26 protein-coding genes and 1 tRNA gene are annotated in these 20,924 nt (G+C 61.1%); 25 read left to right on the top strand and 2 right to left on the bottom strand.

Features of this window, described 5'->3' with window-relative positions:
• The first annotated feature begins 242 nt into the window (after positions 1 to 242).
• From BINDI_RS05710 to dapC, 5 genes are all read left to right on the top strand, one after another.
• Positions 243 to 1,265 carry a LacI family DNA-binding transcriptional regulator gene (locus tag BINDI_RS05710; protein WP_052108853.1) on the top strand — a complete coding sequence of 341 codons (1,023 nt, stop codon included), beginning with the start codon at positions 243 to 245 and terminating at the stop codon, positions 1,263 to 1,265.
• A gap of 221 nt (positions 1,266 to 1,486) precedes the next feature.
• On the top strand, positions 1,487 to 2,893 hold the full coding sequence (gene uxaC, locus BINDI_RS05705; RefSeq protein WP_033490685.1) for a glucuronate isomerase: 1,407 nt from the start codon (positions 1,487 to 1,489) through the stop codon (positions 2,891 to 2,893).
• 292 nt (positions 2,894 to 3,185) lie between these two features.
• The gene (locus tag BINDI_RS05700) at positions 3,186 to 4,712 is read left to right on the top strand and encodes an amino acid permease (protein WP_033490683.1); all 1,527 of its coding nucleotides are present in this window, start codon (positions 3,186 to 3,188) and stop codon (positions 4,710 to 4,712) included.
• 49 nt (positions 4,713 to 4,761) lie between these two features.
• Positions 4,762 to 5,079, top strand: a complete 318-nt coding sequence (gene fdxA, locus BINDI_RS05695; RefSeq protein WP_033490682.1) for a ferredoxin — start codon at positions 4,762 to 4,764, stop codon at positions 5,077 to 5,079.
• A 51-nt stretch (positions 5,080 to 5,130) separates the two neighbouring features.
• Positions 5,131 to 6,264 carry a succinyldiaminopimelate transaminase gene (dapC, locus tag BINDI_RS05690; RefSeq protein WP_033490681.1) on the top strand — a complete coding sequence of 378 codons (1,134 nt, stop codon included), beginning with the start codon at positions 5,131 to 5,133 and terminating at the stop codon, positions 6,262 to 6,264.
• A 94-nt stretch (positions 6,265 to 6,358) separates the two neighbouring features.
• Here the strand turns inward: dapC and dinB are convergent, their stop codons facing one another.
• Entirely contained in the window at positions 6,359 to 7,630 is a 1,272-nt protein-coding gene (gene dinB, locus BINDI_RS05685) for a DNA polymerase IV (RefSeq protein ID WP_033490680.1), read from the bottom strand.
• A 175-nt stretch (positions 7,631 to 7,805) separates the two neighbouring features.
• Here dinB and BINDI_RS05680 point away from each other — a divergent pair.
• A tRNA-Ser gene (locus tag BINDI_RS05680) sits at positions 7,806 to 7,892 on the top strand.
• A gap of 85 nt (positions 7,893 to 7,977) precedes the next feature.
• Here the strand turns inward: BINDI_RS05680 and BINDI_RS05675 are convergent.
• Positions 7,978 to 8,616, bottom strand: coding sequence for an IMPACT family protein (locus tag BINDI_RS05675; protein WP_033490678.1), 639 nt, complete (start codon positions 8,614 to 8,616; stop codon positions 7,978 to 7,980).
• 176 nt (positions 8,617 to 8,792) lie between these two features.
• On the opposite strand from BINDI_RS05675, the gene BINDI_RS05670 reads away from it, so the two are divergent.
• The 19 genes from BINDI_RS05670 (at position 8,793) to BINDI_RS05580 (ending at position 20,906) form a co-directional block, all read left to right on the top strand.
• On the top strand, positions 8,793 to 9,458 hold the full coding sequence (locus BINDI_RS05670) for an AbrB family transcriptional regulator (RefSeq protein WP_033490676.1): 666 nt from the start codon (positions 8,793 to 8,795) through the stop codon (positions 9,456 to 9,458).
• Positions 9,459 to 9,656: 198 nt separating this feature from the next.
• Entirely contained in the window at positions 9,657 to 10,106 is a 450-nt protein-coding gene (gene rplM, locus BINDI_RS05665) for a 50S ribosomal protein L13 (RefSeq protein WP_033490674.1), read from the top strand.
• A 21-nt stretch (positions 10,107 to 10,127) separates the two neighbouring features.
• Positions 10,128 to 10,616 carry a 30S ribosomal protein S9 gene (rpsI, locus tag BINDI_RS05660; protein ID WP_033490672.1) on the top strand — a complete coding sequence of 163 codons (489 nt, stop codon included), beginning with the start codon at positions 10,128 to 10,130 and terminating at the stop codon, positions 10,614 to 10,616.
• Between the two features lie 357 nt (positions 10,617 to 10,973).
• Complete coding sequence (gene adhE / locus BINDI_RS05655) at positions 10,974 to 13,697, top strand: bifunctional acetaldehyde-CoA/alcohol dehydrogenase (protein ID WP_033490993.1); 2,724 nt, start codon at positions 10,974 to 10,976, stop codon at positions 13,695 to 13,697.
• Positions 13,698 to 14,061: 364 nt separating this feature from the next.
• On the top strand, positions 14,062 to 14,370 hold the full coding sequence (gene rpsJ / locus BINDI_RS05650; RefSeq protein WP_006295278.1) for a 30S ribosomal protein S10: 309 nt from the start codon (positions 14,062 to 14,064) through the stop codon (positions 14,368 to 14,370).
• Positions 14,371 to 14,386: 16 nt separating this feature from the next.
• A complete protein-coding gene (gene rplC / locus BINDI_RS05645; protein ID WP_033490670.1) occupies positions 14,387 to 15,040 on the top strand; it encodes a 50S ribosomal protein L3 in 654 nt (217 codons plus the stop codon).
• A 4-nt stretch (positions 15,041 to 15,044) separates the two neighbouring features.
• Positions 15,045 to 15,719 carry a 50S ribosomal protein L4 gene (gene rplD, locus BINDI_RS05640; protein WP_033490669.1) on the top strand — a complete coding sequence of 225 codons (675 nt, stop codon included), beginning with the start codon at positions 15,045 to 15,047 and terminating at the stop codon, positions 15,717 to 15,719.
• Between the two features lie 5 nt (positions 15,720 to 15,724).
• Positions 15,725 to 16,027, top strand: a complete 303-nt coding sequence (rplW, locus tag BINDI_RS05635; RefSeq protein ID WP_033490668.1) for a 50S ribosomal protein L23 — start codon at positions 15,725 to 15,727, stop codon at positions 16,025 to 16,027.
• A 35-nt stretch (positions 16,028 to 16,062) separates the two neighbouring features.
• Positions 16,063 to 16,893, top strand: a complete 831-nt coding sequence (gene rplB, locus BINDI_RS05630; protein WP_033490667.1) for a 50S ribosomal protein L2 — start codon at positions 16,063 to 16,065, stop codon at positions 16,891 to 16,893.
• A 15-nt stretch (positions 16,894 to 16,908) separates the two neighbouring features.
• Entirely contained in the window at positions 16,909 to 17,187 is a 279-nt protein-coding gene (gene rpsS / locus BINDI_RS05625) for a 30S ribosomal protein S19 (RefSeq protein WP_033490666.1), read from the top strand.
• Between the two features lie 21 nt (positions 17,188 to 17,208).
• Positions 17,209 to 17,568, top strand: coding sequence for a 50S ribosomal protein L22 (rplV, locus tag BINDI_RS05620; RefSeq protein ID WP_033490664.1), 360 nt, complete (start codon positions 17,209 to 17,211; stop codon positions 17,566 to 17,568).
• Positions 17,568 to 18,413 (top strand): 30S ribosomal protein S3, encoded by an 846-nt coding sequence (gene rpsC, locus BINDI_RS05615; protein WP_033490662.1) that lies wholly within the window; start codon positions 17,568 to 17,570, stop codon positions 18,411 to 18,413. Before rplV ends, rpsC begins: the two co-directional genes overlap by 1 nt.
• 3 nt (positions 18,414 to 18,416) lie before the next feature.
• Entirely contained in the window at positions 18,417 to 18,836 is a 420-nt protein-coding gene (gene rplP, locus BINDI_RS05610; RefSeq protein WP_033490660.1) for a 50S ribosomal protein L16, read from the top strand.
• Positions 18,836 to 19,099, top strand: coding sequence for a 50S ribosomal protein L29 (rpmC, locus tag BINDI_RS05605; protein ID WP_033490659.1), 264 nt, complete (start codon positions 18,836 to 18,838; stop codon positions 19,097 to 19,099). The genes rplP and rpmC overlap by 1 nt, the downstream gene beginning before the upstream one ends.
• A 2-nt stretch (positions 19,100 to 19,101) precedes the next feature.
• A complete protein-coding gene (gene rpsQ / locus BINDI_RS05600) occupies positions 19,102 to 19,368 on the top strand; it encodes a 30S ribosomal protein S17 (protein WP_033490658.1) in 267 nt (88 codons plus the stop codon).
• Positions 19,369 to 19,444: 76 nt separating this feature from the next.
• The gene (gene rplN / locus BINDI_RS05595; protein ID WP_033490657.1) at positions 19,445 to 19,813 is read left to right on the top strand and encodes a 50S ribosomal protein L14; all 369 of its coding nucleotides are present in this window, start codon (positions 19,445 to 19,447) and stop codon (positions 19,811 to 19,813) included.
• Position 19,814: 1 nt separating this feature from the next.
• Positions 19,815 to 20,150, top strand: coding sequence for a 50S ribosomal protein L24 (rplX, locus tag BINDI_RS05590; protein ID WP_033490656.1), 336 nt, complete (start codon positions 19,815 to 19,817; stop codon positions 20,148 to 20,150).
• Complete coding sequence (gene rplE, locus BINDI_RS05585) at positions 20,147 to 20,719, top strand: 50S ribosomal protein L5 (RefSeq protein WP_033490654.1); 573 nt, start codon at positions 20,147 to 20,149, stop codon at positions 20,717 to 20,719. Before rplX ends, rplE begins: the two co-directional genes overlap by 4 nt.
• Before the next feature lies 1 nt (position 20,720).
• Entirely contained in the window at positions 20,721 to 20,906 is a 186-nt protein-coding gene (locus BINDI_RS05580; protein ID WP_015022346.1) for a type Z 30S ribosomal protein S14, read from the top strand.
• Positions 20,907 to 20,924 lie beyond the last annotated feature (18 nt).

Raw genomic sequence — 20,924 nt, 5'->3', positions numbered from 1 at the left:
CTTCCTTTGCTCAAAGAACCTTCCGTTGGAGCCGGACGTCGCCGTCTTGACCCCTGTCCTACCGAAGAAACCTATCAAGTCGATCCGCGCATGTTCACGGAGTTGCCGTTTGTTTCCCATGATGGTCGTTTCGGTTGCCATGGATAGGGCTGCGGCATTTATACTTGGATGCAGGAAGACTCGAAGACGCTGGCGTGCATTTCGGGCACCAGGGGCAGGCGCGGGAAGGCTGATTGGGACAGATGAAGACCGAAGCGGGTTCGGAGAAGGGCTCCTCCAAGGTCACCATATATGATGTGGCCCGTCAGGCCGGTGTATCACCCTCGACCGTTTCACGCACCTTTTCCCGCCCGGATCGGGTCAGCATCTCAACGGCGCAGAGGGTTCAGCAAGTCGCTGATGCCCTGGGCTACCACAGCGATATGGTTGACAGCCGTTCGGGCTCCCAGGGTAGGGGACTGGTGGCGGTCATCGTGCCCGACCTGGGCAACCAGTTCTTTACCGGAGTCATCCGCAACATCCAGGACGAGTGCGAGCGCTTCCGCTTCGAGACCATGATCCTGGAAACCAGGGAATCCATCACCAAGGAGCGCCGTATCGTCGATACCGTGGCACCTGTGGTCTCCGGAATCATCCTGGTTTCCCCGAGGATGCCGGACGCCATGATACGCAAGTGCGCACAGTTGCGCCCCCTGGTCAGTGTCAACCGTGACGTCCGGGGTGTCTGCAGCATCAGCATCGACGTTTCCAAGGGGGCGTGCCAGGCGGTGGACCATCTGCACACCCTGGGTTATCGAAGTCTGACCTACTTGGACGGGCCGGCGGCCTCATGGTCGGGAGGCATCCGCTGGCGGCAGATATTCAGCGAGTGTGAGGCCAAGGGGATAACCGTCAAGCGCTCGATGCCCTGTGCCCCGACCTTCTACGGTGGCTATTCCTTCGCCGAAAAATATCTGGATGACCCGACGGGCGCGGTCATCGCCCACAACGACCTGATGGCGATCGGGCTGATCGTGGCCCTGAGGAGGCTTGGCTGCGAGTGCCCCCGGGATGTTTCGGTCATCGGGTTCGACAATGACACCATGTCCATGGTGAGCACACCGCCCCTGACCACCATCCACATGTCCCTGTCCGCCCTGGGGCGAGGGGCGGCCGATCTTCTCATGAGCCGTCTGGCAGGGGCCGCCTCATCCACGCCCGCTCCTACAGTCCCTGCCCACCTGATTATCCGGCAGAGTACCGGCGCCAAGTCGGATAAGTCCTAGGGGTGGGGCAGGAACCAGGGCCGGAATACGGCTGGGAGGGGCCCTGGCAAATCATGGCAACTCCACACCCAAGGTCGTCCGGGCGCCGATAGGCTGACAGGTGGTATACGAGAGTTTTGTTCCTTGACGGCTCCAATCGCCCATATGGTCTGTACGGCCGGTTTACAGGCAGCCGGGGAACTGGAACGCCGGACCTGCCATTTTCGACTAAGGAGTTTGTAGTGGCTTTCCTGGATGATGACTACCTGCTCGGGACGCAGTTGTCCCGGGAGCTGTTCCATGACGTGGCCGAGGGCCTGCCCCTGGTGGACTATCACTGCCATCTGCGTGCCAAGGAGATCTATGAGGACCCCCATTTCGACAATATCGTCGATGCCTGGCTGACCGATGGACACAATTACGGCGATCACTACAAGTGGCGGTTGGAGCGGGCAAACGGGGTGCCGGAACGTCTGATTACCGGAGACGGCGATCCCTGGGATAAGTTCCTGGCCTACGCCCGCACCATGGAGCAGGCTGTGGGCAGTCCCGTCTATATCTGGACCCACATGGAACTGCGCCGGTACTTCGGCATTTCAGAGCCCTTGACCGTCGGGACCGCCAGGTCCATCTTCGAACGGACCAACGAACAACTGGCCGATCCGGGCTTCTCGCGTAGGGCCCTCCTGCGCAGGATGAAGGCCAAGGTCATCTGCACCACCGACTCTCCCGAGGACAGTCTGGAATACCATGAGCGGTTCGGCGATGAGGGGGAGTCCTTCAGGATGGTACCGGCCTTCCGCCCGGATGAGGCCCTGAATCCGGTCAGCAGCAGGTATGGGAGATGGGTCGGCACCATGGAGTCGGTATGTGGAAGGTCCATGAACAGCTTCGGTGACCTGGTCGATGCCCTGCGGGAAAGGGTGGACTACTTCCATGAGCACGGTTCCCGGCTGGCTGACCACGGTGTGGATGCGGTGGAGTTCGCCCCGGCCGCGGGCGAGGAGCTGGACGTCATCTTCAACAAGGTCAAGGCGGGTCGGGAGCTCGACGGGCGTGAACGGGCCCAGTACCGTGCCGCCCTCCTTCTTGAGCTGATGCGAATCTACAAGAACAAGGGCTGGACCATGCAGATCCACCTTCACGCAAGCCGCAACAACAACTCCGAGGCCTTTCGGAGGCTGGGCGCCGATACGGGGTACGATGCCATGGCCGATGGCGCGGTGGCTGCACCCTTGGTGGGCCTTCTTGACCAGGCGCAGAGTTCGGGAGTGCTGCCCAAGACCATCATCTATTCCCTCAATCCCAATGACTACATGGCCATAGCCACCGACCTTGGTTGCTTCGGCGGCGAAGACCGTGGTCAGCTTCAGCTGGGCAACGCCTGGTGGTTCAACGACACAATCACCGGGATGCGCCGTCAACTGGAGGTCGTGGCCGAGACCTCCCTCCTGGGCAATTCCGTAGGGATGACCACGGACTCCCGCAGTTTCCTCTCCTTCCCCAGGCACGAGCTCTTCCGCAGGGTGCTCTGCGGTCTTCTGGGTGACTGGGCCGCCCAGGGCATCGTCCCCGACGACAAGGGGTATCTGGCCCCTCTGGTTCGCGCGGTCTCCTACGAGAATGCCCTGGCGCTCTTCGACGACTGACCGGGACCGCAACGGTGCTCGTCCTTGAGGCCCGAGAGCCGGAAAACCACCCCGGGCAGGGATGGCGATAGGCCGGTTACAGGGGATTTACGGTTTCGTGGTGAACGATTCCTCTCCCGGAATGGCCTGTCGTTCAGGACCGGTCTTATGCCTCGAATGGACTTTTGCTTGCGCCCTGCCCCCTGGGGGGTACTATCCGGTAGTGAACAAGGTCCCTGGTTGCGGGTCCCCATCTCCTATGGTGACGGGCCGGGGCCACTGGCGTGCACCGTGAGTCACGATTGGAAGAACGATGGAACTTTTCAGGAAAAAGTCGGTTGAGCAGACCCTTGCCGAAACCGGCGAGGAGGGACGCTCCCTGAAACGAACCCTGTCCACCTGGGACCTGGCCATCATGGCGGTGGCCGTGGCGGTCGGTGCGGGTATCTTCTCGGTGGGTGCCCAGGCGGCGGCCTTCCATGCCGGTCCAGCCGTCATCATCTCCTTTGTCATCGCGGGTGTCGTCTGCGCCTCTGCCGTCATGTGCTATGCGGAGTTCGCCTCGATGATTCCCGTATCGGGGTCCGCCTATACCTTCACCTACACCACAATCGGCGAGCTGGTGGCCTGGATCATCGGCTGGGATCTGATCCTGGAAATGCTGATGGCCGCCTCGGTCATCTCCAAGTACTGGGGTGTCTACCTGAACGACTTCATCCACCTGATGGGTGGGGAATCCTTCTCCACCAGTTTCCATCTTGGTTCCTTCGAGATTGATCTGGCTCCTCTGGTGGTCGTGACCCTCTTCACGGTTCTCCTCGTTTTGGGCACCAAGTTGTCGGCACGGTTCGACGGGGCCCTGACCGTCCTGAAGATCGGCATCGTGGTCTTCGTCATCGTCGTCGGCTTCTTCTACATCAAGGCCGAGAATTACCATCCCTTCATCCCACCTGCCGAACCCGCAGCCGACGTGCCTGGAGCCACGGTCTCGGGCATCATGGGCCAGCCCCTCTGGCAGTGGGCATCGGGCATGCAACCGACCATCTACGGCATATCCGGCATCCTCTCCGGGGCTGCCCTGGTCTTCTTCGCCTTCGTGGGCTTCGATATCGTGGCCACCACGTCCGAGGAGGCCAAGGAACCGCACAAGACCATCCCCAGGGGCATCGGTCTGGGCATGCTGATTGTCATCGTCCTCTACATCCTGGTCGCCATCGTCACCACGGGCATGGTCTCCTACAAGGACCTGGCCCAATCCAAGAGCCCCTCACTGGCCACCGGCTTCGAGATGGTGGGAGCCTCCTGGGCAGCCAAGATCATCTCCTTCGGCATCGTCATCGGCCTGACCACCGTGGTCATGGTCCTCCTGCTGGGATTGACCCGTATCGTCTTCGCCATGAGCCGTGATGGTCTCCTGCCCAGGTCCTTCTCCAAGACGGGCAAGCACGGCACCCCCGCCCGCATCCAGATTGCCGGGGGCATCCTGGTTGCCATTGTGGCCTCCTGCTTCCAGATCGATGTCCTCTCCGACATGGTCAACATCGGCACCCTTTCCGCCTTCCTCCTGGTGGCCATCTCCCTGCCCATCATGCGCAAGCGCCGCCCCGACCTGCCACGGTCATTCAAGATGCCCGGGAATCCCTGGGTCCCCATCCTGATTGCCCTGGCCTGCCTGTGGCTCATGCTCAATCTGACGGTTCTGACCTGGATTCGTTTCGTGGTCTGGCTGGCCTGCGGCTTTGCCATCTACTTCTGCTACTCCTATAGGCACTCCCGCCTGGGTCAGCACCGCTTGTCCGGCGAAGTCCCCGAGTCCACCTTGGCGGGCATCGAGGATTAGGGTCCCAGACCGGAGGTAGACTGAACCCAGTTATTCAGGAGGTTTACCTATGACGTACGTCATCGCCCAGCCCTGTGTTGATGTCAGGGACAAGGCATGCGTGGACGAATGCCCGGTCGACTGTATCTACGAGGGAGTGCGCTCGCTCTACATCAACCCCAACGAGTGTGTTGATTGTGGTGCCTGTGAACCCGTCTGCCCGGTTGAGGCTATTTTCTACGAGGATGATCTTCCTGACGAGTGGGCCTGGTACAAGGATGCCGCCAACGACTTCTTCGCCGAGGTCGGAGACGCCGGCGGGGCTGCTGCGGCCGGGGCCTACGATCACGATCCCGAAAAGGTGGCGGCTCTACCTCCTCAGAAGTGAGGCCAACCGGGTCGCAAGGCCCGTTCCGTAATCTACATTCCAGGGGGTTCCGTGGGTTTTCAGACCTTTTCCTCTCCCTACGACTGGTCGCGCATAGATCGTTACCGCCGGATTGCATCGGCTGTGCCCGGAGGTGTGGCCGATCTCTCGGTCGGGTCTCCTGTGGATACTGTTCCGGACTCCGTCCAGGACGCCCTGGCCCGTTCCGCAGACGGAAAAGATGCCCACGGATACCCCGCAACCATCGGCAGTCCTGTACTTCGCCAGGCCTTGAAGGACTGGTTCAGGAGTGAGCGCGGCGTCGATCTGGACTCCTGCGGGGCATCCCTTTTGCCTACGGTCGGGTCCAAGGAGGCCGTCTCCCTCATGGCCTCGCTCCTCCATCTGGGGGAGGGGGACGTGGTGGTCCAACCCGCAGTCTCCTACCCGACCTACGCCATAGGTACCCAATTATCCGGTGCTCGCGTGGTCACGGTGGACGACCCGGCCGATGTGGAATCCTGGGTGTCCATCCCCGGGGTCAGGGCCATCTGGGTCAACTCCCCGTCCAATCCGACCGGTGCTGTGCTCGATGCCGAGGATCTTGCCGCCATTGTCCGCGCGGCCCGCTCCATCGGTGCTGTCGTGCTGAGTGACGAGTGCTATGCCCTCCTGACCTGGACTCCTGGGGGTCCGGCAGGGGAACCTGCCCCCTGCATCCTCGATCCTGAGGTCTGCCAGGGGTCTGCTGATGGTCTGATATGCCTCTATTCCTTGTCCAAGCAGTCCAACATGGCCGGCTACCGCTCCGCCTTCATGGCGGGCGATCCGAATCTGCTCGGACCGATGACCACCTACCGCAAGCAGATCGGGATGATTATCAGCGGCCCTGTTCAGGCGGCCATGGTCGCGGCTTTGGCCGACCGGCAGGAGGTCCGTATTCAGCGTGACAGGTATTTCCGCCGCCTCAGTATCCTGGTCGATGCCCTGCGGTCATTCGGGTATCAGGCGACCATGCCCCAGGGTGGCCTCTACCTTTGGGTCAGGTCCCGTGGCGGGGATTGCTGGGAGGATATGGAGACCCTGGCGAGTCTGGGTATCCTGCCCAGCCCGGGGGAGTTTTATGGGGATTCCTCCCATCTGCGTCTCTCCACGACTGTCAGTGATGCCGTCATGGATCAGGTGGCGGACCGGCTCGGCAGCTGACATGGGCCTGGTCATTGGTTCATCGAGGGCCACGGTTGCAGGCAATGACTGATGCGGTCATCTGCCCGTTTGCATGGTGTATTCCTCCGGGCCACTACACGCCCAGGTTCACCGACCCCCTGCCATACCGGTTCCGGATGGTGTCGATGGCGGCTTCGGCGTGGTCCATTCTCTTGGCGCCCGAACCTGCCTTGTGGTCGTCCTCCTCGATGACATCCTCCAAGGATGGTTGAATCGGGGTTTCTTTAACCTTGCTCAGTCCTGAGGCGCTCACGCCTGCCAGCCGAATCAATCGAGGAAGGGGAGTGGTCATCGGCGCCAGGTCGGGGATGCCCAGCATCCGTTTGAGGAGCTCAACCGCCCTGGGATAGATGCGAGTGGCCGTACTGACGGGGGTCTGAAGGGTCCTGGCCTTGGTCATATACCGCAGATCGTCGAAGCGCAGTTTGACGGTGATGGTCCGGGCGACCAGGTCCTGGGCTCTGAGACTGGTCGCCACCTCGTCGCTGCATGTCCGCAGGAGACCACAGACCTGCTCCATGCTGGTCGTGTCATGCATGAAGGTCCGCTCGGCGCCGATGGACTTCTCGGGTGGGCGGTGACGCACCTTGCTTTGATCGAGACCATGGGAGGAAAGGTAGAGCATCCTTGCCGAGATTTTCGACCCGGTAGCCCTGGTCAGGTCGTGCTCGCTCATTTTGGCCAGGTCCGCCACGTCCTTGACGCCCCAGGCATTGAGTCGCTTCTCCAGGGCTGGTCCGATTCCGGGAATCCCCCGCAGGGGCATGAGCTGGACGAAATCGGCCTGCCGGTCCTTTGGGATGAGCAGCATCCCATCGGGTTTGGCATTGGTTGAGGCCATTTTGGCTACCAGCTTGTTGGATGCGATGCCTACGGAACAGGTCACGTTGAAGTTCTCGGCCACGGTGCTTCGGATCCATCGGGCGATGTTCGTCGGCGAGCCCCATCTCATCAGGGCGCCCGAAACATCCATGAAGCACTCATCCACCGAAACCTGTTCGATCCGGTCGGTGATGCGCGAGAACACGGTCTTGAAGATCTCATGGGAGATGTAATGGTAATAGGCCATATCAACGGGGAGGAAGATTCCCTGTGGGCAGAGCTTGCGTGCCCTGCTGACGGCCATGGCCGAGTTTATCCCGTAGACGCGGGCCTCATAGCTGGCGGCTGATACGACGGATCGTGTGCCGGTGCCGATGATGACCGGTTTTCCCTTGAGTTCCGGATACCGGGCTACCTCGCAGGAGGCGTAGAAGGCATCCATGTCGATATGCAGTACTGTGCACCCGGTCTCGTCGTGTCCCCAGTCCTTCTTGGCGGCCGCCAGCCTTGGTGCAGTACTCATAGCTCCATGATAGGCAAAGTTCAGTGATAACACCCGATAAAAGGCCCCGTGTATGGGTGAAAGCGTCACCCGGGAAGAATCCGGCGAGTCCAATCTTGGAGAGATGGTATTCTAGTGATTTGTTCTGGCCTTATCCGAATCTCTTTTCGGATTCCGGTGATAGGGTTGGATGCAGGGAGACGTGCCTGAGTGGCCGAAAGGGGCACCCTGCTAAGGTGTTGACTGCGCAAGCGGTCCAGGAGTTCGAATCTCCTCGTCTCCGCATGATTGCCGGGAACCGTCCGAGAATGACGGTTCCCGGTTTTCCATATTCAGGCCTACCGCCATGGGGCATGCGAACCCGGGAATCAGGTCAGCGGAACAGGGCTTTGTACCGTCTCCAGTTCAGTTGGAGGAGCTCCTCCTTGGAGGAGATTGCTTAGGCTCCTGCCGAATTCCTCGGTCTGGTTGAGGGGAATGTCGTATGTCAGGGTCACGTTGTCTGTGAATGTCTCTTCGGCGACGGATCCCCCAACGGACTCCACAAGACGGAGCATGGGGCCGTGGTCGGGGTAGGCGATGGATATTCGGTACCTGCGTGAGGTCACTATCCTGGCCGGATGGGCAGCCTTCAGAGCCAGGGAGGCGGCCGAGGAGTAGGCGCGTATCAGTCCGCCCGAACCCAGGAGTATGCCGCCGAAGTACCTGGTTACGGTCACCACGCAGTCGGTAAGGTTCTGGCGGCGCATCACCTCCAGGATGGGCTTGCCTGCCGTGCCTGACGGTTCGCCGTCGTCACTCAGGCGCTCGCTGGTGTGGCCTTCCGGGCCCCAGACGGCACAGTGGCAGACATGCCTGGCCTTGGGATTGGCTCTGCGGACCTGCTCCACGAAGTCCAGGGCCTCATCCTGGTTCCCGATGTGGCAGGCGCTGCCGATGAACTCGGACTTTCTGTCGACCAGGGACCCCATGGAGGGGTTGTCGGATGGGTCCAGGATGGTCTGCATGGTGGTCCCTTCCTCCGGCGGTCCGCTTCTGAGAGTTCTGGCTATATGGTAGGCGGGGGTGGGGGACCACCGCTCTCCTCGGGGGAACACCCTATGACCGGGCCGCGGAATCGTAGATCGTTCCCGCAATTTGCAGGTGTGTCCAGGAAATCACGGAGTGGACTTAAGCTGGCACCATGACCAATCCCCAGGAACAGCCGGAATCGGAATCCCCGGCCCAGACAGGTACCGACCAGGGGGAGGACCGCAATTCCCATGAGGCGCTGACGGTCTTCTATGAGCGGTTGAGGCACTCCACGGACTCCGAAGAGCTGCATGAATTTGCCCGCCGTCCCCTGCCCGACCGCTCGGACCAGGCGGCATTCTCCCGATTCACGGCCCTGCTGGAGGCTGTCGCAGGTAATGACCACACGCCGGTCGATGACAGGGTCTTCCTGGCTGAGACCATGCCCTTCCCGAATATCCTGGTCAAGCTCTCCAAGGATGCCGACCCGAAAGTGCGCCAGGCGGTTGCGTCCAACAGGGACGACAAGAACTGGTTGGTGGGCATCCTGACCAAGGATGAGAACCCCCAGGTCAGGGCCGCCGCTCTTACCAATCCGATGGCCTCCTGGAAGATGCGGTTGGAGGGGGCCCAGGCTTCGACGACCGATGCGGACACCCTTGATTACCTGGGTGGCCTGGGAACAAGCACCGAAGAGGGTGCCCCCTTGATTCTGGCCTCCATGGTGCGCAGGGCGGTGGCCCTGAATCCCAACACCCCTATGGAGACCGTGAAGACCCTGGCACAGGATGATCGGGTTGAGGTTGCCAATGCGGCGCAGAAGCGGTTGGACCAGTAATCTTCGACTCGCGTTTTGACGAACAGCCGTCAGGCGTTACAATTGTGGATTGTTGTGTTTCCCTAAGGGGTCCTCAAAGCGCTTTTCCCACTCGCCGTCTAGGACTTTCAGGGAGCCCACGGATAATATGGCCTCTCATCGGTATGGCATCATGCCGGGTGGGAAGCCCGAAACACAATGCAAGGAAAAGGTTGAATCGTGAAGACTTTCACCCCGAAACCAGCCGATCTGACTCATGACTGGTATATCGTCGACGCCACCGATGTGGTGCTTGGTCGTCTGGCTGCGCAGGTGGCCGACCTTCTGCGTGGCAAGAACAAGCCCACGTTCGCACCCCATGCCGATTCAGGCAACAACGTCATCGTCATCAATGCGGCCAAGGTCGCTCTGACCGGCGACAAGAGCGGCAAGGTGCTCTACACCCACTCCGGTCGTCCCGGCGGTCTGCGTCGCGACTCCTACGGCGAGCTGCTCCAGCACAACCCTGAGCGCATCATCACCACTGCCGTCAAGGGCATGCTTCCCAAGAACAAGCTGTCCAGGGCCCAGCTGACCCGTCTGCGCGTCTTTGCAGGTGAGGAGCACCCCCACACCTCGCAACAGCCCGTTCCCTACGAGATTCACCAGACCTCCCAGCAGGCCAAGTAGAACCAGAGGAGATAGATCACCATGGCTGAAAACAACAACAGCTCCGCGGTTCTCGAGTCTGAGGAGACCGCAGCTTACACTTCGGAGACCAACGCCGGTGCAGGTACCGGTACCTCCGCCATCGAGCCCGGATATGGCACCGGCCGCCGCAAGGAGGCTGTCGCCCGTGTACGTCTGGTTCCCGGCTCCGGCAAGTGGACCATCAATGGGCACACCCTGGAGGAGTACTTCCCCAGCCGTCTGCACCAGCGCGAGGTCAACTCGCCGATCGTTCTGCTCAAGCTTGAGAACAAGTTCGACATCATCGTCCGCGTTGACGGCGGCGGCGTGACCGGCCAGGCGGGCGCAATCCGACTGGGTGTGGCCCGTGCCCTGAACGCCATCGACCGTGATGCCAACCGCCCGGCCCTGAAGAAGGCCGGATTCCTGACCCGCGATGCCCGTGTCGTGGAGCGCAAGAAGGCCGGTCTGCACAAGGCTCGCCGTGCACCTCAGTTCTCCAAGCGCTGACCTTCGGTCAACACTGCAATCCCCGTGGTCTTCGGACCCGGGGATTTTTCATATCCTGTCCGCTCCAGTCTGAGCCGAGGAGGCTTGTTGCATGTCGCCAGCAAAAGCGAACGTGGAAATTAACGAAACCTGTTCTGTATTGACCAGAAAAAGAACGAATATCCACACGACACGCGACAAGTGAACGTCGCCGCGCACACAATCGGGTTTGGTAGCCCCTCTTCGCTATATTGTGACCTTGGTCACTATGCCGGGTTTGAGTGTTCACCCGGTAGGCACCGGATCATCCGGTTTTCGTATGTCTGACAACTGCTCATCAAGGGAGGGCAAGTGGTCTCGGAAAAGAACAATGCGCACATCAATAAGGGGGCTTCCGCAAAGCAGGGAGAAGCTGTGGTGGTCAGCCCCGACAAGGAGGTTGATGTTCTGGTCACCAGGGCTCAAGCAGCTCTGAAGAAATTCGAGGAGCTCGATCAGGCCCAAGTCGACCGCATCGTCGCCAAGGCCTCGATCGCGGCCCTCAACAAGCACCTGGTCCTGGCCAAGATGGCCGTCGAGGAGACGGGGCGTGGTCTGGTCGAGGACAAGGCCACCAAGAACATCTTCGCCTGCGAGCATGTGACCAACCACCTGGCCAAGCAGCGCACGGTGGGCATCATCAACGAGGATGATGTGGACGGCATTGTTGAAGTGGCTGAGCCCGTTGGTGTCGTGGCCGGTGTCACCCCGGTGACCAATCCGACCTCCACTGCCATCTTCAAGTCTCTGATCGCCCTGAAGACCAGGTGCCCGATTGTCTTCGGCTTCCATCCCTTCGCTCAGAAGTGCTCGGTCGAAGCCGCCAGGATCGTTCGTGACGCAGCCATCGAGGCAGGTGCTCCGGAGGACTGCATCCAGTGGATCGAACACCCCTCGGTCGACGCCACCGGTGCCTTGATGAAGCACCCGGGTGTGGCCACCATCCTGGCCACCGGCGGTCCGGGCATGGTCAAGGCCGCCTATTCCTCGGGCAAGCCTGCCCTGGGTGTCGGGGCCGGGAACGCTCCCGCCTATATCGATAAGGATGTGTGCGTTCCCAGGGCCGTCAATGATCTGATCCTCTCCAAGCACTTTGATTACGGCATGATCTGCGCCACCGAGCAGGCCATCATCGCCCACCAGGACGTCTACGACCGGGTGATCGACGAGATGAAGCGCCGCCGTGCCTACTTCGTCAACAGGGAGGAGAAGGCCAAGCTGGAGCAGTACATGTTCGGTGTCACTGCCTATGCCGGCAAGGATGCCCCCGCCCCCAAGCTGAATTCCGTGGTGCCCGGGAAGTCTCCCCAGTTCATCGCCCACCAGGCAGGCTTTGAAATTCCCGAGGATGCGACCATCCTGGCTGCCGAATGCCAGGAGGTCGGTGGGATGGAGCCCCTGACCCTGGAGAAGCTGGCTCCGGTCCAGGCTGTTCTCAAGGCCCGCAACAAGGAGGACGCCTTCGCCAAGTGCGAGCAGATGCTCCGCCACGGTGCCGGACATACGGCCGCCATCCACACCGACAACGAGAAGCTGGTCCGCGAGTATGGTCTGCGCATGCATGCCTGCCGAATCATCTGGAACCAGCCCAGCTCCCTGGGTGGCATCGGCGACATCTACAACTCCATCGCTCCCTCCCTGACCCTTGGTTGCGGCTCCTACGGCGGCAACTCCGTGTCGGGCAACGTACAGGCGGTCAATCTGATCAACGTGAAGCGCATAGCGCGGAGGAACAACAACATGCAGTGGTTCAAGGTGCCGCCCAAGACCTACTTCGAACCCAACTCGGTACGGTATCTGCGCGACATGTTCGGCATCCACCGCGCTGTCATCGTCTGCGACAAGGTCATGGAGCAGCTGGGCATCGTCGACAAGATCATCGATCAGCTGCGTGCCCGTCCCGAGCCCGTTACCTTCCGCATCATCGACTACGTTGAGCCCGAGCCAAGCGTGGAGACCGTGGAGCGCGGTGCCGAGATGATGCGCGACGAGTTCGGCCCCGATACGATCATCGCGGTGGGTGGCGGCAGCCCCATGGATGCAGCCAAGATCATGTGGCTCCTCTACGAGCGTCCGGAGATATCCTTCGCCGACGTGCGTGAGAAGTTCTTCGACATCCGCAAGAGGGCCTTCAAGATTCCGCCGCTGGGTTCCAAGGCCAAGCTGGTCTGCATCCCCACCTCGTCAGGCACCGGCTCGGAGGTTACCCCCTTCGCGGTCATCACCGACCACAAGACCGGCTACAAGTACCCGATCACCGACTATGCCCTGACCCCCAGCGTGGCCATCGTCGACCCGGTCCTGGCCCGGACCCAGCCCAAGCGGCTCGCCTCGGACTCAGGTTTCGATGCCCTGACCCACTGCATGGAGGCCTTCGTATCGGTCTACGCCAACGACTACACCGACGCCATGGCCCTACGGGCAGCCAAGCTCATCTGGGACAACCTGGCCGTTTCGGTCGGTACAGAGGGCGGCCGGACCAAGACCCGGGCCCAGGAGAGGATGCACAACGCGGCCACCATGGCAGGCATGGCCTTCGGTTCGGCCTTCCTGGGTATGTGCCATGGCATGGCACATACCATTGGGGCACTGTGCCACATCGCGCATGGACGGACCAACTCCATCCTCCTGCCCTACGTGATTCGCTACAACGGGCAGATTCCGCAGGAGCCCACTTCCTGGCCCAAGTACAGCGAGTACATCGCGGCCGAGCGTTACCAGGAGATGGCACATGTGCTGGGCATCGAGTCCTCCACCCCCGAGGAGGGTGTGGAGCTCCTGGCCCGGGCCGTTGAGGACTACCGCGACCAGAAGCTGGGCATGGACAGCTCCTTCCAGGCTGCAGGTGTGGATGAGGACTACTTCTGGAGTGTCCTTGACCAGATAGGCATGCGTGCCTATGAGGATCAGTGCACCCCGGCCAACCCCCGCATTCCTCAGATCGAGGACATGAAGGACATCGCCATCGCCGCCTACTACGGTGTTCCTCAGGAAGAGGGCCATCGTCTGCGCGTCAGCAGGGAGGGCGAGGCAGCTACGGAGGAAGCTTCGCAGCGCATCTGACCCTGTCAAAGACAGGTTGATTGGTCGGCCTCTTCACCGGGATCTAACTCACGGTGAAGAGGCCGACCATTTTCATGCGCGAGGCGCTGGTATGAGCTGTTTTATGATCAAGACCAAAGCGACACGCCCGGATTATGCTAGGGGTGGCCTCGTGGTTAAATATGAAAGTTGCCTGTTTTGGGCTCGCACTTTGTAATTCAAAATAGCGGGTACAGCTCGGGACCTGACCCCACTGGGTTCCGGACGGCTGTGCATGGATGCGGTTTTGGCTTGTCGGGTGGAATTCCCGCTGAGCCCTGCCGATCAGTGCCCTGCAACAGGCTGGATAACCAGTCATATAGATCGCTAGAAAGGGCGGACGGCAATGGCGGGACAGAAAATCCGCATCAGGCTAAAGTCCTATGACCATGAGGTCATCGACCAATCGGCGAAGAAGATCGTCGAGACGGTGACGAACGCGGGCGCAACTGTGGTTGGCCCCGTTCCGCTGCCGACTGAGAAGAACGTGTATGTCGTCATCCGTTCTCCTCATAAGTACAAGGACTCCCGCGAGCATTTCGAGATGCGCACTCATAAGCGTCTCATCGACATCGTGGATCCCACGCCCAAGGCTGTGGATTCTCTGATGCACATCGATCTGCCGGCGGACGTCAACATCGAAATCAAGCTGTAAGGGAGGAGGAAACCGTATGGCTGAAGATCAGAGGAACCGAAAGGCCCTCCTGGGCCGCAAGCTGGGCATGTCCCAGGTCTGGGATGAGAACGGCTTCTTCGTCCCGGTGACCCTGGTGGATGTTTCCACCAACGTGGTGACCGCGGTCAAGAACGAGGAGACGGACGGCTACAAGGCCATCCAGATCGGCTACGGCCAGATCGATCCCACCAAGGTGACCAAGCCCCTGGCTGGCCACTTCGCCAAGGCCGGTGTGACCCCTCGTCGTCACCTGGTCGAGGTCCGAACTGGTGATGCCGATAGCTACCAGCCCGGCCAGGAGCTCGGTCTGGAGCTGCTGCCCGAGGGCAGCGAGGTCGATGTGACCGGCACCACCAAGGGCAAGGGCTTCGCAGGCACCATCAAGCGTTGGGGCTTCAAGTCCTATCGCCGTACCCACGGCTCGCACAAGAACGAGCGTCGTCCCGGTTCTGTCGGCGCATGCGCCACCCCCAGCCGCATCCTCAAGGGGAAGCGGATGGCGGGCCGCATGGGTCACGACACCTCGACGGTCCAGAACCTGACCATCGTCTCCGCGGATACCGAGAAGGGCGTCATCGCCATCAAGGGTGCCGTCCCCGGCCCCCGCGGTGCCATCGTCCTGGTCCGTTCGGCAGTGAAGGGAGCCTGAAATCATGGCTAAGTTGACTCTGAACATCACGGACGCCAAGGGCAAGGCAGCCGGCAAGGTTGAGGCCCCCGAGGACATCTTCGGCATCGCCGAGGATGACGTCCAGGCCCACGTGCCGCTGATCCACCAGGTCGTTGTGGCCCAGCTGGCCGCGGCTCGCCAGGGCACCCACTCGGTCAAGACCCGCTCCACCATCTCCGGTGGCGGTCGTAAGCCTTGGAAGCAGAAGGGAACCGGTCGTGCCCGTCAGGGTTCCATCCGCGCCCCTCAGTGGGCCGGAGGCGCTGTGGTCCACGGACCCCAGCCCCGCGATTACTCCCAGCGCACCCCCAAGAAGATGAAGGCTGCAGCATTGCGCTACATCCTCTCCGACAGGGCCAACGCAGGGCGTATCCACGTGGTTGATTTCGGTATCGGTGAGACTCCGTCCACCAAGGCGGCCAAGGCAGCTCTCCTGCCCCTGGTCGAGAACCGCTTCACCACCATCGTGCTCTCCCGCGAGAACATCAACGAGTGGCTCTCCGTGAGGAATCTGCCCACCGTGCATGTGCTCTTCGCCGATCAGCTCAACACCTACGACGTGGTCACCGCCGAGGATGTCGTCTTCAGCAAGGACGGCTTTGAAGCCTTCCTCGCTTCCAGGGGCGACGCCAAGTCCGAGACCGTCAAGGAGGCCTGATTTTCATGGCAGCAATCCATAAGCCCGCGCACGATATCATCCTGCGCCCTGTCGTCTCCGAGAAGAGCTATGCCAACTCGGATCGCGGCCAGTACACCTTCGTGGTGGATCCCTCCGCCAACAAGGTGGCCATCAAGCAGGCCATTGAGCAGATCTTCAATGTGAAGGTCACATCGGTCAACACCCTGAACCGCAAGGGCAAGCGTGTTCGTACCCGTGCAGGGTACGGCCAGCGTGCCAGCGAGAAGCGCGCCATCGTCAAGGTGGCCGAGGGGCAGTCGATCGATGTCTTCGGTAGTGGTAACTGAAGGCTAGCCGAGAAAAGTTAAGGAAGAACTACATTATGGCTATCCGTACATATAAGCCGACGACCGCGGGCCGTCGCAACGCTTCGGTTTCGGACTTTGCCGAAATCACGCGCTCCAAGCCCGAGAAGTCGTTGGTTCGCAAGCTCAGCAAGACCGGTGGACGCAACTCCTATGGTCGTGTGACCAGCCGTCACCGTGGTGGTGGACACAAGCGCCAGTACCGTCTCATCGATTTCCGTCGCTGGGACAAGGACGGCGTGCCCGCCAAGGTTGCCGAGATCGAGTACGACCCCAACCGTTCGGCCCGTATCGCCCTCCTGCACTTCGCGGATGGTGAGAAGCGCTACATCATCGCCCCCCAGGGCGTCAAGCAGGGTGATGTCATTGAGACCGGCCCCAAGGCCGATATCAAGCCCGGCAACAACCTGCCGCTGCGCAACATCCCCACCGGTACCGTGGTCCACGCCATCGAGCTGAGGCCTCTTGGCGGCGCCAAGATCGCTCGTTCGGCCGGTGCGGCCGTTCAGCTGGTCGCCAAGGATGGTGCTTACGCCCAGCTGCGTATGCCCTCCGGAGAGATTCGCAACGTGGATGCACGCTGCCGCGCCACTGTGGGTGAGGTCGGTAACTCCGATCATGCCAACATTCAGCTCGGCAAGGCTGGTCGCGCCCGTTGGCTCGGTCGTCGACCGATCACCCGTGGTGAATCCATGAACCCCGTCGACCACCCGCATGGTGGACGCACACGCGGTGGTAAGCCGCCGGTGTCTCCTTGGGGCAAGGGCGAGGTCCGCACGCGCAAGCCCAAGAAGGCATCCAACAAGATGATCGTGCGCCGCCGTCCAAATGGTAAGAACCGCAAGTAAGGGAGTGCCGAAGAGATGACTCGTAGCATCAAGAAGGGCCCATTCGTCGACGCCCACTTGCAGAAGAAAGTCGACGAGCAGAACGAAAAGGGAACCAAGAACGTCATCAAGACCTGGTCCCGTCGTTCCATGATCACCCCGGACTTCATCGGGCACACCTTCGCTGTGCATGACGGTCGTAAGCATGTCCCGGTCTTCGTGACCGAGGCCATGGTGGGCCACAAGCTCGGCGAGTTCGCCCCCACGCGCACCTTCAAGGGGCACGTGAAGGACGACAAGAAAGCACGCCGCTGAGGCGAGGGAGAGTAGAGACACATGGAAGCTAAGGCAATTGCACGTCACGTCCGCGTGACGCCTCGCAAGGCTCGCCGCGTCGTCGACCTCATCCGAGGCAAGCAGGCGACCGAGGCCGTGACCATTTTGAAGTTCGCCCCCCAGGATGCGGCCGTTCCGGTCCGCAAGTGCCTGGAGAGCGCCATCGCCAACGCCCGTGTCAAGGCGGATAGGGCCAATGAGCCCTTCCGTGAGAACGAGCTTGTGGTTCGTGAGACCTATGTGGACGAAGGCACCACCCTGAAGAGGTTCCGTGCCCGTGCCCAGGGTCGTGCGGCCCGCATCAACAAGCGGACCAGCCACATCACGGTCGTGGTGGCCGACAAGGAAGGAGCCCGGTAATGGGGCAGAAAATCAACCCGTTTGGGTACCGACTCGGCATCACCGAAGAGCACCGCAGCAAGTGGTACTCCGACTCCAGCAAGCAGGGGGAGCGTTACAGCGACTTCGTGCTTGAGGACGACAAGATCCGCAAGGAGATGAACAAGGACCTGGAGCGCGCAGGCGTTTCCAAGATTGTCATCGAGCGGACCCGTGATCGTGTGCGCGTCGACATCCACACTGCCCGTCCGGGCATTGTGATTGGTCGCCGCGGTGCCGAGGCGGAGCGCGTCCGTGCCAAGCTGGAGAAGATCACCGGCAAGCAGGTTCAGCTGAACATCTTCGAGGTGAAGAACGCCGCGATTGATGCGCAGCTGGTTGCTCAGGGAATCGCTGAGCAGCTGACCAACCGCGTCACCTTCCGCCGCGCCATGCGCAAGGCCCAGCAGGATGCCATGCGCGCCGGGGCCAAGGGCATCAGGATCAAGCTCTCCGGCCGCCTGGGTGGAGCCGAAATGAGCCGCTCGGAGTTCTACCGCGAGGGCCGTGTGCCCCTGCAGACGCTCCGTGCCCTGATCGACTATGGCTTCTTCGAGGCCAGGACCACCTATGGTCGCATCGGCGTCAAGGTATGGATCTACAAGGGCGATATGACCGAGCGTGAATTCGAGGAGCAGCAGGCTCAGCAGAACAACCGCCCGGGTCGTCGTGGAGACCGCCGTCCCCGTCGTGGTTCCCGTCCCACTGAGGGACGCACCAGGCGTGAGCAGGACGCAGCCCAGCAGAACAGCGGTGTGGCGACTCCGCCAGCGGCAGCTGAAGAGCAGACCGCAGCGGCACCCGTCGCAACTGAAGCAAAGGAGTGAGCTGTGCTTATCCCAAAGAGGACTAAATACCGCAAGCAGCATCGTCCGGTTCGTTCGGGCATGTCCAAGGGCGGCAACGAGATCGCCTTCGGCGATTTCGGCATTCAGGCTCTGGCTCCGGCTTACCTGACAAACCGCCAGATCGAGGCGGCCCGTATCGCCATGACCCGTTACATCAAGCGTGGTGGTCGAGTCTGGATTACGGTCTTCCCCGATCGCCCCCTGACCAAGCACGCCCTGGGATCCCGAATGGGTTCCGGTAAGGGTGCGCCCGAGTTCTGGGTGGCCAATGTCCGTCCCGGCAGGGTGCTCTTCGAAATCGGTGGCGTCTCTGAGGAAGTGGCCCGCGAGGCCCTTCGTCGTGCCGTCGACAAGCTCCCTATGAAGTGCCGGATTATCGCACGCGAAGGCGGTGACATCTGATGTCAGTCGGAACAGCCGAATATTCCATCAAGAATCTGAACGAGAAGACCGATGCGGAGATCGAGGACTTCCTGAAGAAGTCAAAGGAAGAACTCTTCAACCTGCGCTTCCAGTCCGCTACGGGCCAGCTGGAGAACACCTCCCGCCTCAAGGCCGTCAAGCACGACATCGCCAGGATGTACACGGTGCTGCGTGAGCGCGAACTGGGCATCAGCCAGGCGCCCTCCGATGCAAAGGCCGATAGCAAAGCTGAGGAGAAGTAAGCATGGCTGACAAGCAGGAGCGCAACTTCCGCAAGGTACGCACCGGATATGTCGTCTCCGACGGTATGGACAAGACCATCACCGTCGAGCTGGAGCAGCGTTCGACCCACCCCCTTTACGGGAAGGTCGTTCGTAGCAACCGCAAGGTCAAGGCTCATGATGAAAAGAACGAGGCGCATGTTGGCGACTTCGTGAGTATCATGGAGACTCGGCCTCTGAGCAAGACCAAGCGCTGGCGTCTCGACTCCATCGTCGAGCGCGCCAAGTAACAAGTTCGGCCAGGCTCCGCATCCATCCGCCTTTGGCAGGGTGTCTGCGGAGAACCAGCGCGGCTAAGGAGAATCAATGATTCAGCAGGAATCGCGGCTTCATGTCGCCGACAACACGGGTGCCAAGGAGATTCTGGCCATCCGCGTGCTCGGCGGGTCGAAGCGTCGCTATGCCGGCATTGGTGATGTAATCGTCGCCACCGTCAAGGATGCCATTCCCGGCGGGTCGGTCAAGAAGGGCGAGGTCGTCAAGGCGGTCGTCGTCCGTACAGTCAAGGAGCACCGTCGTCCCGACGGCTCCTACATCAAGTTCGACGAGAACGCGGCGGTCATTCTGGGTAATGGCCGCGAACCCCGCGGTACTCGTATCTTCGGGCCGGTCGGTCGTGAGCTGCGCGACAAGCGCTTCATGAAGATCGTGTCCCTCGCACCGGAGGTGATCTGAGATGGTAGCCAAGATCAAGACAGGCGACCAGGTCAAGGTCATCCGTGGCAAGGATCGCGGCAAGGAAGGAAAGGTCGTCAGGATTCTTCCCAACGACCGTCTGATCGTCGAGGGCGTCCAGATCGTCAAGAAGCACGTCAAGGCGACTCAGCAGGGTCAGGAGTCGGGCATCGTACCGACTGAGGCCCCGATCCACCGCTCCAACGTGATGGTCATCGATCCGGACACCAAGAAGCCGACCCGCGTCGGTGTCAACATCAAGGAGGAGGCGCGCGACGGTAAGGTCAAGATCGTGCGTACCCGCTTCGCCAAGAAGTCAGGCAAGGAGCTGTCATGAGCGATACAACCGTTGAAGCACCGGCAGTCCCTCGTTTGAGGCAGCAGTACAACGAGCAGATTGTGCCCGCACTGAAGAAGGAATTCAACTTCTCCAACCCCATGCAGGTCCCGAAGGTCGAGAAGATCGTCGTCTCCATGGGTGTAGGTGCAGCAGCTCGTGACTCCAAGCTGATCGAGGGTGCGGTCAAGGACCTGACGGCCATTACCGGCCAGAAGCCCAAGATCACCAAGGCCAAGAAGTCCGTTGCGCAGTTCCACCTGCGTGAGGGCCAGGCCATCGGCGCCTACGTCACCCTGCGTGGCGAGCGTATGTGGGAGTTCCTGGACCGCTTGCTGACCCTGGCTCTGCCCCGTATCCGTGATTTCCGCGGCATCAGTGGCCGTCAGTTCGATGGTCAGGGCAACTACAACTTCGGCCTCACGGAGCAGTCCATGTTCCATGAGATCGATCCCGATCAGATCGATCACCAGCGTGGTATGGATATCACCGTGGTGACCTCCACCAAGAACGATCAGGAGGCCAGGGCACTGCTGAAGCAGCTCGGCTTCCCCTTCAAGGAGAACTGATATGGCAAAAACCGCTCTGAGAAACAAGGCGGCACGCAAGCCGAAGTTCAAGGTGCGTGGCTATACGCGCTGCCAGGTCTGCGGTCGTCCTCATTCCGTCTATCGCAAGTTCGGCCTCTGCCGCATCTGCCTTCGCGAGAAGGCCCATCGCGGTGAGCTCCCCGGAGTTACGAAGTCCAGTTGGTAAAGATCGACGCTGAAGGTC

Origin of the sequence: Bifidobacterium [indicum] DSM 20214 = LMG 11587 (assembly GCF_000706765.1) — a bacterium.
In the GTDB taxonomy this organism is placed as follows: domain Bacteria; phylum Actinomycetota; class Actinomycetes; order Actinomycetales; family Bifidobacteriaceae; genus Bombiscardovia; species Bombiscardovia coryneformis.
The sequence above is the reverse complement of the archived record's forward strand: the minus strand, read 5'-3'. Positions and strand labels throughout refer to the sequence as shown.

Bases quoted from the DNA above. Each gene is read 5' to 3' on its own strand.
- rplX (WP_033490656.1), top strand. From the start codon at position 19,815: ATGGTAGCCAAGATCAAGACAGGCGACCAGGTCAAGGTCATCCGTGGC.
- BINDI_RS05700 (WP_033490683.1), top strand. From the start codon at position 3,186: ATGGAACTTTTCAGGAAAAAGTCGGTTGAGCAGACCCTTGCCGAAACC.
- rpsJ (WP_006295278.1), top strand. From the start codon at position 14,062: ATGGCGGGACAGAAAATCCGCATCAGGCTAAAGTCCTATGACCATGAG.
- rplC (WP_033490670.1), top strand. From the start codon at position 14,387: ATGGCTGAAGATCAGAGGAACCGAAAGGCCCTCCTGGGCCGCAAGCTG.
- dinB (WP_033490680.1), bottom strand. From the start codon at position 7,630: ATGAGTACTGCACCAAGGCTGGCGGCCGCCAAGAAGGACTGGGGACAC.
- BINDI_RS05670 (WP_033490676.1), top strand. From the start codon at position 8,793: ATGACCAATCCCCAGGAACAGCCGGAATCGGAATCCCCGGCCCAGACA.
- rplE (WP_033490654.1), top strand. From the start codon at position 20,147: ATGAGCGATACAACCGTTGAAGCACCGGCAGTCCCTCGTTTGAGGCAG.
- rplB (WP_033490667.1), top strand. From the start codon at position 16,063: ATGGCTATCCGTACATATAAGCCGACGACCGCGGGCCGTCGCAACGCT.
- rplV (WP_033490664.1), top strand. From the start codon at position 17,209: ATGGAAGCTAAGGCAATTGCACGTCACGTCCGCGTGACGCCTCGCAAG.
- rpsQ (WP_033490658.1), top strand. From the start codon at position 19,102: ATGGCTGACAAGCAGGAGCGCAACTTCCGCAAGGTACGCACCGGATAT.
- rplD (WP_033490669.1), top strand. From the start codon at position 15,045: ATGGCTAAGTTGACTCTGAACATCACGGACGCCAAGGGCAAGGCAGCC.
- BINDI_RS05580 (WP_015022346.1), top strand. From the start codon at position 20,721: ATGGCAAAAACCGCTCTGAGAAACAAGGCGGCACGCAAGCCGAAGTTC.
- BINDI_RS05675 (WP_033490678.1), bottom strand. From the start codon at position 8,616: ATGCAGACCATCCTGGACCCATCCGACAACCCCTCCATGGGGTCCCTG.
- fdxA (WP_033490682.1), top strand. From the start codon at position 4,762: ATGACGTACGTCATCGCCCAGCCCTGTGTTGATGTCAGGGACAAGGCA.
- rpsC (WP_033490662.1), top strand. From the start codon at position 17,568: ATGGGGCAGAAAATCAACCCGTTTGGGTACCGACTCGGCATCACCGAA.
- rpmC (WP_033490659.1), top strand. From the start codon at position 18,836: ATGTCAGTCGGAACAGCCGAATATTCCATCAAGAATCTGAACGAGAAG.
- BINDI_RS05710 (WP_052108853.1), top strand. From the start codon at position 243: ATGAAGACCGAAGCGGGTTCGGAGAAGGGCTCCTCCAAGGTCACCATA.
- rpsS (WP_033490666.1), top strand. From the start codon at position 16,909: ATGACTCGTAGCATCAAGAAGGGCCCATTCGTCGACGCCCACTTGCAG.
- rplW (WP_033490668.1), top strand. From the start codon at position 15,725: ATGGCAGCAATCCATAAGCCCGCGCACGATATCATCCTGCGCCCTGTC.
- rplN (WP_033490657.1), top strand. From the start codon at position 19,445: ATGATTCAGCAGGAATCGCGGCTTCATGTCGCCGACAACACGGGTGCC.
- rpsI (WP_033490672.1), top strand. From the start codon at position 10,128: ATGGCTGAAAACAACAACAGCTCCGCGGTTCTCGAGTCTGAGGAGACC.